At 67.9% G+C, this 14,390-nt stretch carries 13 protein-coding genes and 2 pseudogenes; 4 read left to right on the forward strand and 11 right to left on the reverse strand.

Translation table 11 applies throughout. From position 1 onward, the window contains the following. Positions 1-545 precede the first annotated feature (545 nt). From ACZ3IC_RS10145 to ACZ3IC_RS10155, 3 genes and pseudogenes are all read left to right on the forward strand, one after another. On the forward strand, positions 546-1,229 hold the full coding sequence (locus ACZ3IC_RS10145; protein ID WP_467414508.1) for an HAD family hydrolase: 684 nt from the start codon (positions 546-548) through the stop codon (positions 1,227-1,229). A 104-nt stretch (positions 1,230-1,333) separates the two neighbouring features. Then, positions 1,334-1,476: pseudogene (locus ACZ3IC_RS10150) on the forward strand (VOC family protein); the annotation flags it as partial. Between the two features lie 33 nt (positions 1,477-1,509). Beyond that, positions 1,510-2,235: an MgtC/SapB family protein gene (locus tag ACZ3IC_RS10155; RefSeq protein WP_467414509.1), complete on the forward strand. Its 726-nt coding sequence runs from the start codon at positions 1,510-1,512 to the stop codon at positions 2,233-2,235. 148 nt (positions 2,236-2,383) lie between these two features. Here the strand turns inward: ACZ3IC_RS10155 and ACZ3IC_RS10160 are convergent, their stop codons facing one another. The 4 genes and pseudogenes from ACZ3IC_RS10160 to ACZ3IC_RS10175 form a co-directional block, all read right to left on the reverse strand. After that, positions 2,384-2,611, reverse strand: a complete 228-nt coding sequence (locus ACZ3IC_RS10160; protein ID WP_467414511.1) for a hypothetical protein — start codon at positions 2,609-2,611, stop codon at positions 2,384-2,386. Between the two features lie 229 nt (positions 2,612-2,840). After that, a pseudogene (locus tag ACZ3IC_RS10165) lies at positions 2,841-3,056 on the reverse strand (MFS transporter); the annotation flags it as partial. 48 nt (positions 3,057-3,104) lie between these two features. Then, positions 3,105-4,478, reverse strand: a complete 1,374-nt coding sequence (locus ACZ3IC_RS10170; protein WP_467414513.1) for an ATP-binding cassette domain-containing protein — start codon at positions 4,476-4,478, stop codon at positions 3,105-3,107. Between the two features lie 138 nt (positions 4,479-4,616). Continuing rightward, positions 4,617-5,912, reverse strand: a complete 1,296-nt coding sequence (locus ACZ3IC_RS10175) for an MFS transporter (RefSeq protein WP_467414514.1) — start codon at positions 5,910-5,912, stop codon at positions 4,617-4,619. A gap of 137 nt (positions 5,913-6,049) precedes the next feature. Here ACZ3IC_RS10175 and ACZ3IC_RS10180 point away from each other — a divergent pair, with 137 nt between their 5' ends. Next, positions 6,050-6,829, forward strand: coding sequence for a hypothetical protein (locus ACZ3IC_RS10180; protein WP_467414517.1), 780 nt, complete (start codon positions 6,050-6,052; stop codon positions 6,827-6,829). Between the two features lie 135 nt (positions 6,830-6,964). Here the strand turns inward: ACZ3IC_RS10180 and ACZ3IC_RS10185 are convergent, their stop codons facing one another. The 7 genes from ACZ3IC_RS10185 to ACZ3IC_RS10215 all read right to left on the reverse strand — a co-directional run bounded on the left by ACZ3IC_RS10185 (position 6,965) and on the right by ACZ3IC_RS10215 (position 14,282). After that, positions 6,965-7,459, reverse strand: a complete 495-nt coding sequence (locus ACZ3IC_RS10185; RefSeq protein ID WP_467414518.1) for a hypothetical protein — start codon at positions 7,457-7,459, stop codon at positions 6,965-6,967. A 1-nt stretch (position 7,460) separates the two neighbouring features. Then, positions 7,461-9,569: an integrase gene (locus tag ACZ3IC_RS10190; protein WP_467414519.1), complete on the reverse strand. Its 2,109-nt coding sequence runs from the start codon at positions 9,567-9,569 to the stop codon at positions 7,461-7,463. 68 nt (positions 9,570-9,637) lie between these two features. Then, positions 9,638-11,380 (reverse strand): hypothetical protein, encoded by a 1,743-nt coding sequence (locus tag ACZ3IC_RS10195; protein ID WP_467414522.1) that lies wholly within the window; start codon positions 11,378-11,380, stop codon positions 9,638-9,640. Beyond that, positions 11,365-12,831, reverse strand: a complete 1,467-nt coding sequence (locus ACZ3IC_RS10200) for a site-specific integrase (protein WP_467414523.1) — start codon at positions 12,829-12,831, stop codon at positions 11,365-11,367. The genes ACZ3IC_RS10195 and ACZ3IC_RS10200 overlap by 16 nt, the downstream gene beginning before the upstream one ends. Before the next feature lie 90 nt (positions 12,832-12,921). After that, entirely contained in the window at positions 12,922-13,575 is a 654-nt protein-coding gene (locus ACZ3IC_RS10205) for a hypothetical protein (RefSeq protein WP_467414526.1), read from the reverse strand. Then, complete coding sequence (locus ACZ3IC_RS10210; RefSeq protein ID WP_467414527.1) at positions 13,572-13,853, reverse strand: hypothetical protein; 282 nt, start codon at positions 13,851-13,853, stop codon at positions 13,572-13,574. Before ACZ3IC_RS10210 ends, ACZ3IC_RS10205 begins: the two co-directional genes overlap by 4 nt. Before the next feature lie 75 nt (positions 13,854-13,928). Continuing rightward, complete coding sequence (locus ACZ3IC_RS10215; protein ID WP_467414530.1) at positions 13,929-14,282, reverse strand: hypothetical protein; 354 nt, start codon at positions 14,280-14,282, stop codon at positions 13,929-13,931. Between the last annotated feature and the right edge of the window lie 108 nt (positions 14,283-14,390).

Consider the following 14,390-nt stretch of genomic DNA (forward strand, 5'->3'; position numbering starts at 1 on the left):
GTCGTGCGCCTGGCGCACTGACGGCGCTCCGCTCCGTTAAATGCGTGGAGATTATTATTATCTTTCGGCTGGGCGCGGGTGCGGCTGATTGAGGAAAATTCGCGCTTCACCCGGCGTTCCCGAACGTGGTCCCCGACCTCCGAGGAGCGACGTGTTCGGTCAAGTCGTCCTAAATTTAACGGAGTTGACGGGGCAGCAAGGTCTCTTCGGCCCGCGTTGACTGCTGTACGCGCCTCGCCAGTACTCCGTACGCGCCTCGCGAGTACTCCGTAACGAGCCTGCCGTCAAACACTCGAAATGGTGATTGCGCCCTTCTCTACTCTGAAATTAACGTAGTCATCACGATGTTTCTCGGGTCATCCGAACATGACCGGACGATGTCCGTCGCTGTAGACCCCGGAAGCGAATCATCCGTCCTGCACGCGCGGTCGACGGGCTCGTTCGACGCCGCACCTTCTGTAGCTGAGTGAGCCTCTCCGTAGTCCCGCTTCTCACTGCGACCGCCGACGGCGCGGGATGGCGCGCTCTTCGAGAAGGGCAGGGAAATGACACCTCATCGCATCTTCACCTGGTCCCCGGCTGCCATCGTCTTCGACTGCGACGGAACCCTGATGGATACCGAACGGCACTGGCAGGAAGCGCGCAGCCGGGTCTTCGAAGAGTTCGGGCTGAAACCCCGTGCCGGATTCGCCGAGCGGGCCAAGGGTGTCCACTACACCGAGTGCGGCAGCCTCATGGCCAGGGAGGCTGGAAAGCCGGGCCTCGCCGACGACATGGCGCATGCCCTCCTGAGGCGCTTCAGGGCGTACGTCGCCGAGGACCCCGTCACCATGCCGGGTGCGGCCTCGCTCGTCCGGCTTGCCGCCCGCCACATCCCGCTCGCTGTCGCCAGCAACTGCCCGCTGGACGTGGTCGAGTACAGCCTTTCCCGGGCCGGACTGCTGGGCCATTTCGCCCATGTCGTCGTCGCAGGTGATGGGTTGCTGCCGAAACCCCATCCGGACGTCTACGCCACCGCGGTCCGCCTCTGCGGCGTGCTGCCGGGGGACGCGATGGCTGTGGAGGACTCGGTGACCGGCGTCGAGTCGGCCCGGAGCGCAGGCATGCGCGTGATCGGCGCAGGACCTCGGCCAGCCGGAAAGGAGGCGGACCGGGCCGACCTCTGGGTTCGCACACTGGCTGATCCAGAACTTCAGGCATGGGCACGGGGCTGGGCGGAGGGAGCTTGATCACCGCGCGAAGGCCGGCCGTCCCCGATCAGCCCCACTGCTTCGCGGCGGGCGGAGCGGTTCCTCGCCCGTGCCGCAGCGTACGTCGCTGAGGAAGGACTCCCGTGACCGACATCGACGCCCTCGCGGCCGGCTCGAACAGCATGGTGCACCGGTTGTCCGGGGCGTCAGCGGGCTCGGGCAGCGCCGCTTCTACAGCCAGGAACCGGTCGGCAATCGCCTCGAATTCCTCCAGCCGACGAACTGATCCAAATCCCCCGCGCCACCAGGAGGTGCCGTCATGCAGACCCTGACCACGTTCAACTTCGTTCTTCGACTCGCTACCGGAGTCGGCTGCGGCGCCCTCATCGGCATGGAACGCCAGTGGCGCTACCGCATGGCCGGACTGCGCACCAATGCCCTCGTCGCCGCCGGGGCCACCCTCTTCGTCCTCTACAGCGAGGCCGTCGGCGAACCGAACAGCCCCACCAGGGTCGCTTCCTACGTCGTGTCCGGCATCGGCTTCCTCGGCGCCGGCGTCATCCTCCGCGAAGGCGGCGGCGTCCGCGGTCTCAACACCGCCGCCACCCTGTGGTGCTCGGCCGCGGCCGGTGTGCTCGCCGCCTCCGGGCGGCTCGCCCTCGCTCTGCTCGGCGCGGCCGCCGTCATCACCATCCACCTGGTCCTGCGCCCCGCCAGCCGCCTCATTGACCGAGCCCCGCAGGGCAACGCCGACACCACCACGCACGCCACCCTCCACGTCACCTGCGACCGCCGTGACGAACCCCATGTCCGCGTCCTGCTCATCCAGATGCTCAGCAGCACCGACCCCAGACTGGCCGGCCTGCGTATCCGCCGTGGCGAGGACGACACCACCGACATGGAAGCCACGGTCACCATCGACGGCGCCCCCGGCGCACCCATGGAACAGCTCGTCACCCGCCTGTCCCTGGAGCCCGGCGTCCGCGACCTGCACTGGCACCTCACTGACCACGAGGCCCAGGCCGACTGTGAGGCCCTGATCTGACACCGGCATGGTGTGGAAGAGCGTCGGTTTGGTCATCCACCTCCAAGGCCGCCCGGAAGCGACCACTTGGGTGCTTGCTTCGGGCCCCGGGCTGTGCTCGGCACGACGAGTGGCCTGGTGCCTGTTGAGTCAAGGTCGCTCTGGCCGGTCACAGCCATTGGGCCCAGCCGAAGGTCGCGATGTACGCCTGCTCGATCGACTTGCAGCCCCGCCCGCCGCGCCGGCGGACGACCGCCAACGCCAGCGCAAACCAGACCGCGAACACGCCGCCGGTGATCAGCGGCCACCGAGGGCCCTCGAGGTACCCGACCACCCCGAGCGCCGCCGCCATCACCACCAGACCGAAGTGCGCCCCGCCTCGGCTGGAGCGCAGCATCTCCCTCCTGACTCGCCGGTCCTCGGCGAGCACCCGTTCGTACGGATTCGGCGCTGCCCCGCGCTGCTTTCCCGCTCCGCGTCCTTCTCCACGAAAGCCCCTCCATGGATCCAGCCTCGACCGAAGCCCTCGTCATCACAGACGCATAACCTGTCACGCCCCCTTGCCTTGACGCAGCCGGCTGACCGGCCGCTTCCAGGGCAACCCACTACCGCGGCTCCGTTCCTCGCCAGGTGCTCAGGCCGATGAAGACGATCGACCGGAACACCACGGCCAAAGACAGCTTCACGAACGACGCCCTGTCGTCCCGTCCTACGACGGCGGCGGTCGTGTGGGTGCCGGTGGCGCGGCGCCGTTGAAGTTCGCGCAGTACGGGCAGGCACAGCACGCTGCCCACCAGTCCCGGCACCACCAGCAGGGGCGTCAGGCGCAGGCCGCCGGTCGAGTTCGGCGGTGCGAGGTGTCGTCATGGCGGGCTTTTCGGTCGATCGGGTCATGCGGGATCCGCGACGGTGGGTGAGGCGGGTTTCGGGATGCTGGCCTTGGGTGCGTACTGGGCTGCCTGTGCGTCGAACATGGCGGCGTAGCGGCCCTGGGCGGCGATGAGTTCGCCGTGAGTGCCGTGTTCGGCGAGGTGCCCCTGGTTGAGGACGTAAATGTGGTCGGCGTGGCGGACGCCGGACATGCGGTGTGTGACCAGGACGACGGCCCGGTTCGGGGCGGCGAGGCGGCGGATGCGGTCGAAGGCTTCGATCTCGGCTTCGGGGTCGAGGGCGGAGGTGGGCTCGTCGACGATGAGGACGCTGTCTGCCTTTGAAGTCGCGCTACGCCAGTGCGTGCGGGCGAGACCCACTTTCTGCCATTCACCGCCGGAGAGCTCGATGGCACCGCGGAACATGCGGGCCAGCAGGCTCCGTAGGCCGTCGGGGAGTTTGGCGATGACCGGGCCGGCGCCCGCGTAGTCGACCGACGGCTGTAGGTCCTGCGGTGTGGCCGCGTGGGCGGGGCGGCCGAGGCGGATGTTCATCGCGGCGGTCACGGGCCAGCGCTGGAAATCCTGGGTGAGCAGGGAGACGCGCTCGAAAACCTGGGAGCGGTCGAGGCCGCTGATGTCCGCCTCGCCCCAGCGCAAAGTGCCGGCCTGGGGCAGCAGCACGCCTGACAGGATCTTCATCAGCGTGCTCTTGCCGGAGCCATTCTCACCCACCACCGCGGTGACCGACCCCATCGGCAGGGTGAGGGACACCTGGTCCAGGGCAGCCGTGTCACGGTCGGGGTATCGGTAGGTCACGTGGTCGAGGACGATCTCCTTGATCTGCTCGGGGACCGGATCGCCGCCCGCGGGGATGGTGCGCTGCGCGGCCTGGGCCAGGAACCGGCCGTGGTCGCGGACGTAGAGGGACTCCTCGTGCAGCTGATTGATGTTCATCACCAGCGCGCCCAGGCTCGCCGATCCGGTCCGCACCGCGATCACGGCGGTGCCGGCAATGGCGAGGCTCATGTGCCCGGCCGTGATCAGCCAGAACATGACCCCGTACGTCGCGGCCATCGCCAGGCCGGACAGCGCGGCGGCGACCCATTCGGTCAACGCCTTGCTGGAGGCGAGGCGTTCCTGTTCGGCTTCGGCGCTCTCGGCCATGCGCTGGTAGCGGCTGAGGAGGAAGGTGCCGACGGCGTGGATGCGGACCTCCTGGGCGGCGGTGCGCTCGGTGAGCAGGTTGCCGATGAGGCGGCTGGCCCGCACGTGCTCGATCCAGCTCATCACCGACACGTACCGTTCCTGGGCCACGCGCATGGCGCCCCAGCCGCGCGGGGCGGCGATGAGGAGCAGCATGGGCAGCAGGACAGGGTTAGTCGTTGCAGACACCGTGTCCCACACAGGTCGTGTCGCATTACGGCGGGAGCGTGGCCTTGGCCCATGTCGTGCTCAGAAGCGGCATCGTGTCTCTTTACTGCCAGGCTGCTGATGAAGGTCACACGGCAGGACATCCTTCTGTCCCCGTGGTCAGGGTCCCAGACGACGCCCCTTCTGTGTCGTCGATTCGCTCGTCGGGGTCAGGTAAGTGGTTGGTTTCGTGGACTGGTTGCCGGGTTGTTGCGGAAGCTTGACGCGTATTGCGGGAACAGCAAGGACTGCAGCCACCGTGGCGATCTGCCACACGGCGCCGAAGCCCAGCACTCCGGATGTGCCGACGAGTACCGACACCGGACCGGCAGCGGCAAGTCCGACGGGGCCGAGGGCGAATGCCCCGAAGGAGTTGTAGGCAGTGACCCGGGCGAGGGCGCCCGGCGGCACTTGTCGCTGCGTGGTGGTCGTGGAGAGGGTGCCGCAGACCGCCGAGCCGATCCCGGCGAGCAGGGCGGCGGCGCAGATCCAGCGCAGCGACCCGCCGGTGGCGAGGGCAGCGGAGGGTAGTGCCCAGCCCAGCGCGGCCACTGTCGCGATGAGCAGCGGACGGCGCGGGTCGCGGCCGAGCGTGGCTACACCGCCGACCACCGCACCAGCTCCGTACAGAGCCATGACCAGGCCCCACGAGGCTGCGCCGCCGAGCCGCTGCTGGGCAACGACGGGCCCGAGGACCAGGAACGGCGCCCAGACCAGGAGATTGAAGAGGCAGCCCTGCACCGAGATCACCCATAACCAGGTGCGGGAGCGGAATTCCGTCCAGCCTTCCCGGAGGTCGGCCACGAATGATGAAGCCAGCACGGCTGGCAGGGAAGTGCGGGGGAGCAGGAGCAGCGCGAGGACGCTTACCGCATAGCTGGCAGCGTCCAGGGCGAGTACTGACGACGCGCCGGTCACCGCGGTCAGGATGCCGGCGAGTACGGGTCCCGCGATGGACGCGATCGAACGGGCGACTCCGAGTAGCGCGTTGGCGTCGGAGAGGGTGTCGTCGCGCGCGATGTGCGGGACGAGGGCGTTGAGAGCCGGTGTGAAGAGGGCCTCCGCCGATCCCCAGAGGGCGACAAGTACCACCAGCGTCCACAGGCCGGTGCCGTTGAGGAGGCAGACGGCGAGGCCGGCCTGGGTAACACAGCGCACTGTGTCGGCGGTCAGCATCACCTGGCGGCTGCCCAGCCGGTCGGTGACGACTCCGCCGGCGAGCAGGACGAGGACCAGCGGCAGGATCCGCGCAGCAAGGACGTAGCCCAGTTCGGTGCCTCCCCCGCCGGTCTCCAGGACTGCGAAGGACACCGCGATCGAGGCCATTGAGGAGCCGAGCAGTGAGGTGGCGTAGCCGATGAAGAAGCGGCGGAAGTCACGTTCACGGAGTACCGCCAGGCGGAGTTCAAGGGACATAGGCGCAGGTTGCCAGGACCGGGTGACGACACGCCAGAGCTGCGGTCGAAAAACCTGAGTCTAGTAATGTCAAGTTACTCTTTGATCAGCGTGAACAGAGCAGCATTTACTGCGGTTCATTCAGAACGGAGGAGATCGTGAGCCACCCCGTGGAGTACGCCGTCGCCGTCGACAGGTTCCTGACCGCCGCAGCCCTCGGCGCAGGCTCGCGCCGCGTCTACCGGATTGCTCTCACTACCTGGGCGTGGGCAGCGGTGGACCGGACGCCGCCGGTGGGCGAAGGGCGTCGCAACGCCGCACCCCCAGCCGTTCCTCTGGCCGTGCTGGACACCCCGCATGCCGCAGCCCGGTTACGGGACGTGTTCGCCGTGCGATCTGCGGCCGTCGGCGCACGCACCGCCAACCGGGAGCTGTCGATACTCACCGGTGCGGTGAACTGGTGGCGGGAGCAGGGTTGGCTTACTGGCGATCCCGTGGCGGGTTTGCGGCGGCTGCCCGTAGCGAATCGACCAGATGCGGAGTCACGGCTCGATGCGAGCCAGGCCCGAGCTGTCCTGGAGTTGCCCGCCCCGCTGCGCGAGCAGGCGTTCTGGCATCTGCTGTACGAGTCCGGGGGGACGATCCAGCGCGTCCTCGCCCTCGACATCGACGACCTGGACCTCCCCGGTCGCCGCGCCCGGGAGTGTAGCGACTCTCCGCTGTGCTGGGGTGAGGGCACAGCCAAGCTGCTCTCGTTGCTCACTCTCGGCCATGTCAACGGACCGCTGTTCATGACAAGCCGTGGGCGGCTGTCCTACCGCCGCGCTGCGGAGATCTTCACTGCCGCCACCAGCCCACTCGATCCACGTGGGCGTGGGTGGACGCTTCGCCAACTGTCGGCCGCTGGCCAGCAAGAGATGCTGGCTGTTGTCCCGTAACTGGCTGGGGGTTGCTGCCTTGCAAAGGTCACGACCGAGGCGGAACGGCTACCGACCTTCATCAGGGCAATGATCGAGTACGACGGGCAGAGAGGAGGGACAAGCCGTAGCCGCAGTCCGCTCCACCCGTCGGTGTCAACTGCAGGACCCGAAGGGGGCGGTGTCGCTCGGGGCGGACAGCGGGCGGACGTTGTGATGAGCTACCGCGTGCTTGCGTAGACGTTCGATCTCGTCGTGTTGGGCGGCCAGTCGAGAGATCGCCAAGGTCTTGAAATCGGTCAATTCCGCCAACTGCTCGTCGCGGGCGCTGATTCGCTTCCTCAGCTCGGCGTTCTCCGTCTTGAGTCGATCGATTTGAGCGACTCGGGGATCGAGGATCTCTTCGGCGTCCCGAAGCTCCCTGAGTCGCCGCTCGAACTCCTCGGCGAGGTGCTGGTAGGCGCCGGGCCTGACTGTGCCGTCGCGGTTGGGTTTGGGATAGAAGCCGGTGCGGGTCACCCCGGCCAGGGCGGCGAGGGTCTTGAGGTCCGCCTTCCCTCCGGGCGGAAGGTTCCCGCTCAGGATCCGCTCCATAGCGGCCCGGATCGCGACCTCGTTGCGAGCCTTGTCACCCTGGGTGAGCCGGGCCATCTTATTCCTCTCCACGGGACGTGGCCTGGACGGCGTCGATCTCGGCGACGACCCGCAGGGCGCGATCGCGCTCGGGTACCAGCCGTGCCTTCTCGCCCTTGGCCACCCGAGGGCTCTCGATGAACACATCAATCGCGGTGGCCTGTCCGGCCCAGACGGGACGGTGGCAGGGGTGGTGGGTGGCCTGGGGGCAGCGAGCCGAGTCGCACATGCCGACCAGCGGCTTGGTCGCATTCGGCGTGCCGGCCAGGCGCAGGCACAGGGCCTTCGAGGGGTCACGGAACCAGCAGAAGTTGGCAGGCCCGACGTGGAGCGTCTTGGCCTGTTTCCGCAGGAGATTCTCCAGGTGACGGTCGTCCTTGAGGACCTTCGGGTCTGTGCGGGCCGCGTTCTTCAGCTGGGCATCCACGTGGTGGAATGCCTCGATCAGGCCGCGTGCACCGGGACCGGCGGGCATACGGCCTGCTTGGACATCGCGGAATGCCTGCACCGTCAGCTGTACGTGATGGGTTTCCTCGGCCTCCTCGATTTCGGCATGGAACAGTCGCTGGGATCCGCCGGGGCGAGCGGCATAGCCTTCCGTGGTGGCCACGGAGATGTGCTTGAGGGCGATCTTCGCCGCCAGCAGACCTCCCGGACGCTCCGCGATGGCCAGGGACAGTGTCCGTCGCAGCATCCTGGCGTTGAGCGGGCCTTGGGGGATGACGGGGAGTCCCCAGCGCTCCCGGTTGCCGGTCCGCTCCAGCCACCCACGCAGGTTCTTCAACCGGCCGGCCAGGTCGATGGTGCCGAACAGTGCCTCACCGGCGGGCCGGTTCACCAAGCGTTCAGCGAGCGCCACGGCCCGGTCCACCTGCTCGATGACCACCCATTCGTCGGGGACTCCTCCGAACTTCTGCCCTTTGATCAGGCGGCTGGCGAGCCGGAACCGGCGACCACCCCCGGGCGTCGCGACAGCAGGGAGCCGGCATCCTGCCTCGATTTCCAGGAGTTCGCTGGTCCGCATCCCGCTGAGGGCGCAGGCCACCACCAGACAGGCCGTCACCGCATGGTCGACCATGAAGAAGAGGTCGCCCTCGGCCAACGGCAATGTCCACGGGATCAGTTCGCCGTCCCCCATACGCGGGATGGCTGCGGCCTGCCGGGCCAGCGGCGGCTGGAATCCGACTTCGGCCGCCAGCGTGGTCAGTTCAGGGATCACTTGTCGACGCGCGTCGTCTCCGAACCTGCGGGCGCCGACGGTGCGGGCGAGTGCTTCCCACCCCAGGTGCTTCAGGGGACCCTCCTGTCCCAGCGTGGTCCGCTTCCGCAACTGAACATCATCAACCGCGGGCAACGGTTCGCCATTGGCCCGCATGAGGGCCATGGCCTGCCGCAGAGCGGGAAGGTGCGCCAGAGTGACACTGGCCGACACCGTCGTGTCCGCGCGGGAGGTGCGCGCCGTGTCCATCAGGTCTGCCAGATGCGGCCCCACTTCGTTGACGAAGTACAGGCACGTGGCCAACAGCGGCTGCAGCATGGAGTCCGGCACGGGCGGTGTGAGGTTCGGCCCCTTCGACTTGTAGCCGACGACCTGGGTGGCGGTCTTCCCTTTCCACGGGACAAACCCAGTCTCGTAGCTGTCGCTGGACAACAACTCCTCATACTGGGCGATCAGTTTGAGGGTCCGGACACGCGCCACGGTTGAGTACGGTTCAAGACGTCGCCTCGGCCGCCCGGAGACCGGGACACTCCACGAGTAGTGCTCCAGGTACTGTCCGCACATTTCCTGCGTGACATCCTCCAGAGCCGTGATCCCCTGCTCGGTGAGCCAGTTGAACCACTCGGTGTATCGCTGCAGGAAGTTGAAGCAGGTCCGGGGAGAACGGGCGGCCCGCAGTGCATGCGCGCACTCCAGCACCGCCTCGTACTGCGGGGCGAGCATCGCCAGCAGGATCTCCTTGGCCACGACCCTCCATCGCGGATTGACGATCCGGGTGAAGTCCCAGATCTGCTCGTGGTCGGACATCATCCGGTGTGCGTCCGCGAGGCCGGAGAACACCCAGCGGTCCTGCTCGAACCGCGAGCGTGTCGCGCCATCGACGAGTCTCAGCCCGGCGATCTCACACACGTCACTCTGAGCGAAGACCGAGGCTGGCCGACGGTGACGGGAAAGGTGTGCAGGTACGGGACGCAGCGTCACAGTGTGCCCTCCTCGGGCCTCAGCGGGAGATCAGTGTCGTCGTCCGCCACCTCGCGTTCGCCCTTCGCCTTGGCCTCGGCGGAGAGCTTCGGCAGGATCTCGTTGGCCAGACGATCGGCGTACGGACCGAAGACCCGGATGAAGTTCTCCGTGGGCATCTGCCGGAACTGCCGCGCGAAGAAAGCGTTGAGCCGGAGCAGGTTCGCCGCATGACGTGGCAAGAACACCGCCAGCGGGCACAGAAGACACACCCACGGCCGGGCCGGACACGGCTGCCCGGCAGGACCGTGGACCCCGGCCAGTTGATCGGCGCACGCGGCGGTGAACACATCACGCTCGCCGCCCACCAACTCGGCGATGGCCACGGCATGCAACTCGAGCCGCTTCACATCGTCAGGAAAGTCCTCGGCGAACCGCGCTGCCTGCTCCGTCGAGAGCACCACCGGCGGCAGCGCCTTGCGCAGGATGTCGGCCTGGCCGTCTTCGATGATCGACTCCACCGCATCGAGCTGAGCAGGACTGGTCGGAGTGACGTAGTGATCGCCTTCGGTGCGGGCGGTGTGGTTCGGATCGATCGTGGCCCGTCCGGTCCACCCCCGCCTGGCCAATCGTTCGTGGTACGTCGCACGAATCCGGCCGCGATGGATCACGAACGGCTTCCCCGCATCGTCCACCAGGCCCAGCTGCTTCACCAGATCACGATGACGGCCTGTGCCCGACGGAGGACCGATGACCGGGCTGAACTCCCCACTCGCCGTGAACCACTTCGGCGTGTACGAAATCCACAGCTGCCCACGGATCCCGGCGTCAGCGAAGTTCCGCAGCGGCGCCGAGTACGCCAGCCACCGCTCCAGCAGCCGCACCGCCCGAGCCGGAAGATTGGAACTCTCTCGCGCAGTACGCCCCTTGATGTAGGTGATCAGCATCGTGGCGTCGCCGGTCCACTCGAGACCGTCCAGCCCCAGATCGTCAATGCTGTCCGGCACGACCCCGCAGTACATGCCGAACAAGACAGAGTGGGCGACTTGGACGACCGGGTGCGGAAACAGGTCGCTGCGCACCTGACGCACCGCCCGGCGCAGGTCCCACTGCGTCGACTTGGTGCCCTGGGTCTGCGCCCGGTACACGGGCCGGTCCGGGAAGGGGCCGTCCCGCAACAGCAGCCAGGCGATGTCCTGCGGACTGTGGTGCGCGCTCGTCGACGGCTCGCCGCCCCGCGCGGCCAGCTCCAGAGCCCGCCGGTGACGGCCCCAGCTGTCGTCCACCACCGCCCGGCACGACGTCTCCAGCCGCTCCCACTCTCCATCGGTGTACGCCTTGTACGGGCTGGTGCTTCGATACGCCTGGATCTGGTTCCCCGTGAGGTACGCGCGCACCTCCGGACGCAGGGCTCCGGTGACCGCGTCGAAGCCCTTCAACAGCATGCGTGTCTCGCGCTCACGCGTATACGTGCTGGCCATCCAGTAGCGGACCAGCGTGGCCCGTGTCAGGTCCGGGACGCTCCCGGTGAACCCGGCCTCAGTCAAAGCGCTCACCATCTGGCGCAGGGCCACAGCGTAGGCCTTGGCAGTGTTCTTCGCGCCGATGCCGCCGTCGGGATGCGCGTTGGCCGCGAGTCCCTTCGCAAGGTCGCGCGCCAGCCCAGGATTGGGCAGACCGTCCAGAACGGCCGTCCACTCACGGCCGTTGGGGAACACGAAGTGCACGGCCAACGGCTCGTGCATCACGTACGCGGGCATGCGCCGGCCTCCTCGTCATCGAACTCGGCCGCAGCTTCGGCGGCGGCCTCCGGATGCGGCGCGCCGGTCGTGTCGTTGTAGGCGTCGCGATAGATCCGTGTGACGTCCAGGCGAGCGACGTAAAGCTCGGTCGACAGGACGCTCTGGTGGCCGAGCAAGTCCCGCAGGATCAGCATCGGATCGTTCCGGGTCAGATAGAGAGCCATCGCGGCGTCGTCTCCGGTGTCCGCCGCGAGGGCAGCCGCCCGCTGGTAGTAGCCCGTGACCAGCCACTCCAGGGTCGCCATCGCCATCGAGTGACGCAGCCGGTGCGGGGCCACCGTCGGAAACCGCGGCTCGAACCGCTCGCGGATACGGGCCGACGTCCGACGGAAGACCGTGGCCCAGTCCACGAACGGCTGCCCCGAGGACTGCAGGCCCAGCAGCGGCGACCCGCCATCCGGAGCGACCAGGCGCAGCCGCTCGGACGGGTGTAACTTCCGCCACGACCTCCGCTCCCCGTTGACGAAGGCGCCCTCCCAGTCGGGCTCCTCCACCACCAGCGGCTCACCCAGCTTCGACGGCGGCCGCCACGTGAAGCCCTCGGCCGACGCGGCCCGGTCCAACTCGATGTACTGGTGCACTTCGGCGAGCGCTTCATAGCTGATCCACGATGTACGAGCCTTCTGTCCCTTGGTGATCGCATGGCTCAGCGGAAACAGAACAGGCAGCGTTCGCGGGCGGGGCGGAAGAGGCGGTACCTCGTAGATCGTCAGGTGCGTGAACTCCTGCCGCCGCAGGCCACTGGACAGCACCAGACGGGCCATCGCCGCGTTGCGGGCTCCTTCCCGGCCGCGGTAGCGCGGGTCCGGCTCGCCGTCCGGGCCGAGCCCTGCCAGGCCCCGCACGAACAGCTCCGCGAAGTCCCGTTCCAGGTACTTGATCGTCGTGTGCGGCCTCGGGGTGCGCAGCTTGGCGAGGTTCCGTTCCACCTCGACCAGAACCCCCTCTGCCATGCGCCGGCCCGTCCGGTAGCTGAACGGCACGGCGGAGGCGATGCCTTCTTCGCGGGCCCAGGAGTAAAAGCCCGACAGGATGCCCATGTTCAGGTTCCACGTGCTGGGGTCCCAGCGGTCCGTGAGCTCTCCGGCCAGCCGGTACTCGGCGTACATGCCCAGGGTGGCGCGCAGGTCCTGACCGTCACCCAGGGGGTTGACACCCCGGGCTTGGAGGAACGTCAGCCAGTCGCGGAGGCAGTTGGCGCTGTTCTGCCAAGTGCGCGTGGCTGGGGCACCGTTCAGGGGAAGCTCACGCAGCCAGCGGTTGACGAACACCGTGGGCCGGGGCGCTCCTGGAGCGTCCTCGAATCTCAGGTCGTCGTCGATGAGTACAGGCATCCGGTCCCGGATGAGCGGCTGTTGAGCCACATCCCAGGACTCCCAGCCGGTGGCGGAGAAGCCGATCAGTTGCATGGCGCGGAGCCTAGATATTCGACACGACCTCAGTGCAACAGACTTGGAGGAATCACTCCAAGGTGTACCGAGAGGAAAGCGACACGGCGATTAAGCAGCGACTTGGGGGTGCAGAACGGCGAGCACGCCGGCGGTGGCGATCAGGGAGATGGTGCCGTTCAGGGCGGCGACGCAGGCGCCGATCATGCGGCGGGCGGAGCTGGGGCCGTGCTGGGCGATGTCGACGAGCCGCCTGAAGTCGGGGTCGTCGATGGCTTCCAGCTCGACATTGGTGGCGGCGGCCAGGTACTGGGTGGTGGCGATCCGTTCGACCTTCGGCTCCAGGCGCCCCGCGCGGGAAGTGGACCAGGCCGAGAGGGCGGAGTTGACGACACCGATGGCGGCGGCGGCCAGCAGACCGGGTAACAGGGCGTGCAGCCGCTGATCGGCGCTGCCGGTTCCGGCGAGCAGCGCGTGCATGACGACGTTGATGGCTAGCAACCCGATGGCCGCTGCGATGCCCTGGCCGATCTCGCTGACCGCCACGGCCAGAAGTGCGCGCCGGTCGGCCTGCCAGGCCATGCGCAGGGTGGCGCCGACGAGCGCGGGCATTGAGCGCAGCGCCGACATCATGGTCAGGTCCAGGCCGGCGTGCTCGTGGTGGGACCAGCCCATGTCGTAGCGCAGCGGTCCGCCGAACAGCTCCTGTTCGGCGTCAGATACCCGGGGCTCGGTCATTTTCACCGGTCCGAAGAACCTCTTCACCAGGTGCCTCCTGAAGTAGGCCAGTCCAGCGCCCGGTATGACGGGCCGTGGGTGAACATGTGGAAGATGGCGGCGGTGTAGGGGTGGCAGTCCGGCGGGGGCTTCTCCATCGGCACCCAGAACAGCCCGTCGTGTTCGTCCAGCTCGGCGTTGTGCCGCCACCCGGCCGGTAGCGGTCCGCAGCCAGGCAGCGCGCTCACCAGGTGCCGCAGCAGGTCGGCTTCCGCAGCGGACAGGTGGTCACCGGCCTCGGCGAGGTGCTTGTCCAGGCCGGCCATCGTGTTCTCGACGGCTCTGTCGGCTTGAAGCTGGACCAGAGAGCCGGTCGTCGCGTCGTGGAAGCGGCGCAGGAACTAGCCGGCTTGCCGGTGGGCCGCGCGGCGGCGCGCGGGTGGCTCCTCTTCCTTCAACGGCTCGCTGTCCACAGCGGTGAGGATCAGGGCGAGCAGGTCGGCGGAACTCTCGCGCAGCACCGGGGCGTTGCCGTAACCGAGGTGAGTAACGGCCATCCGGTAGGCACCGGTCTCGCGCGTATACAGGATCGGCTTGGGCGCCACTTTCACGTAGTGGTCGCCGGCGAGTCCGGTCACCCTCAACACCTGGGAGTTGTCACGGGCGTGCGAGGCGTCCCGCACACAGTCCAAGGGGCCCAGCACGCTCTCCACCCAAGCGGCGAGGGAGGAGGGAAGACGAGTCGAGTCCGTCATGCCAGGTAAGCCCTTGGTGAGCAGGGCGGCGCGGCCAGAGGTGATGAGAGGGATGGTGCCCGAGGAGACAGCGGTGTTATCGAACGCAGGATGAACGAGCGCAGGGCG

The sequence above is a fragment of the Streptomyces sp. NPDC002958 genome, assembly GCF_055563255.1.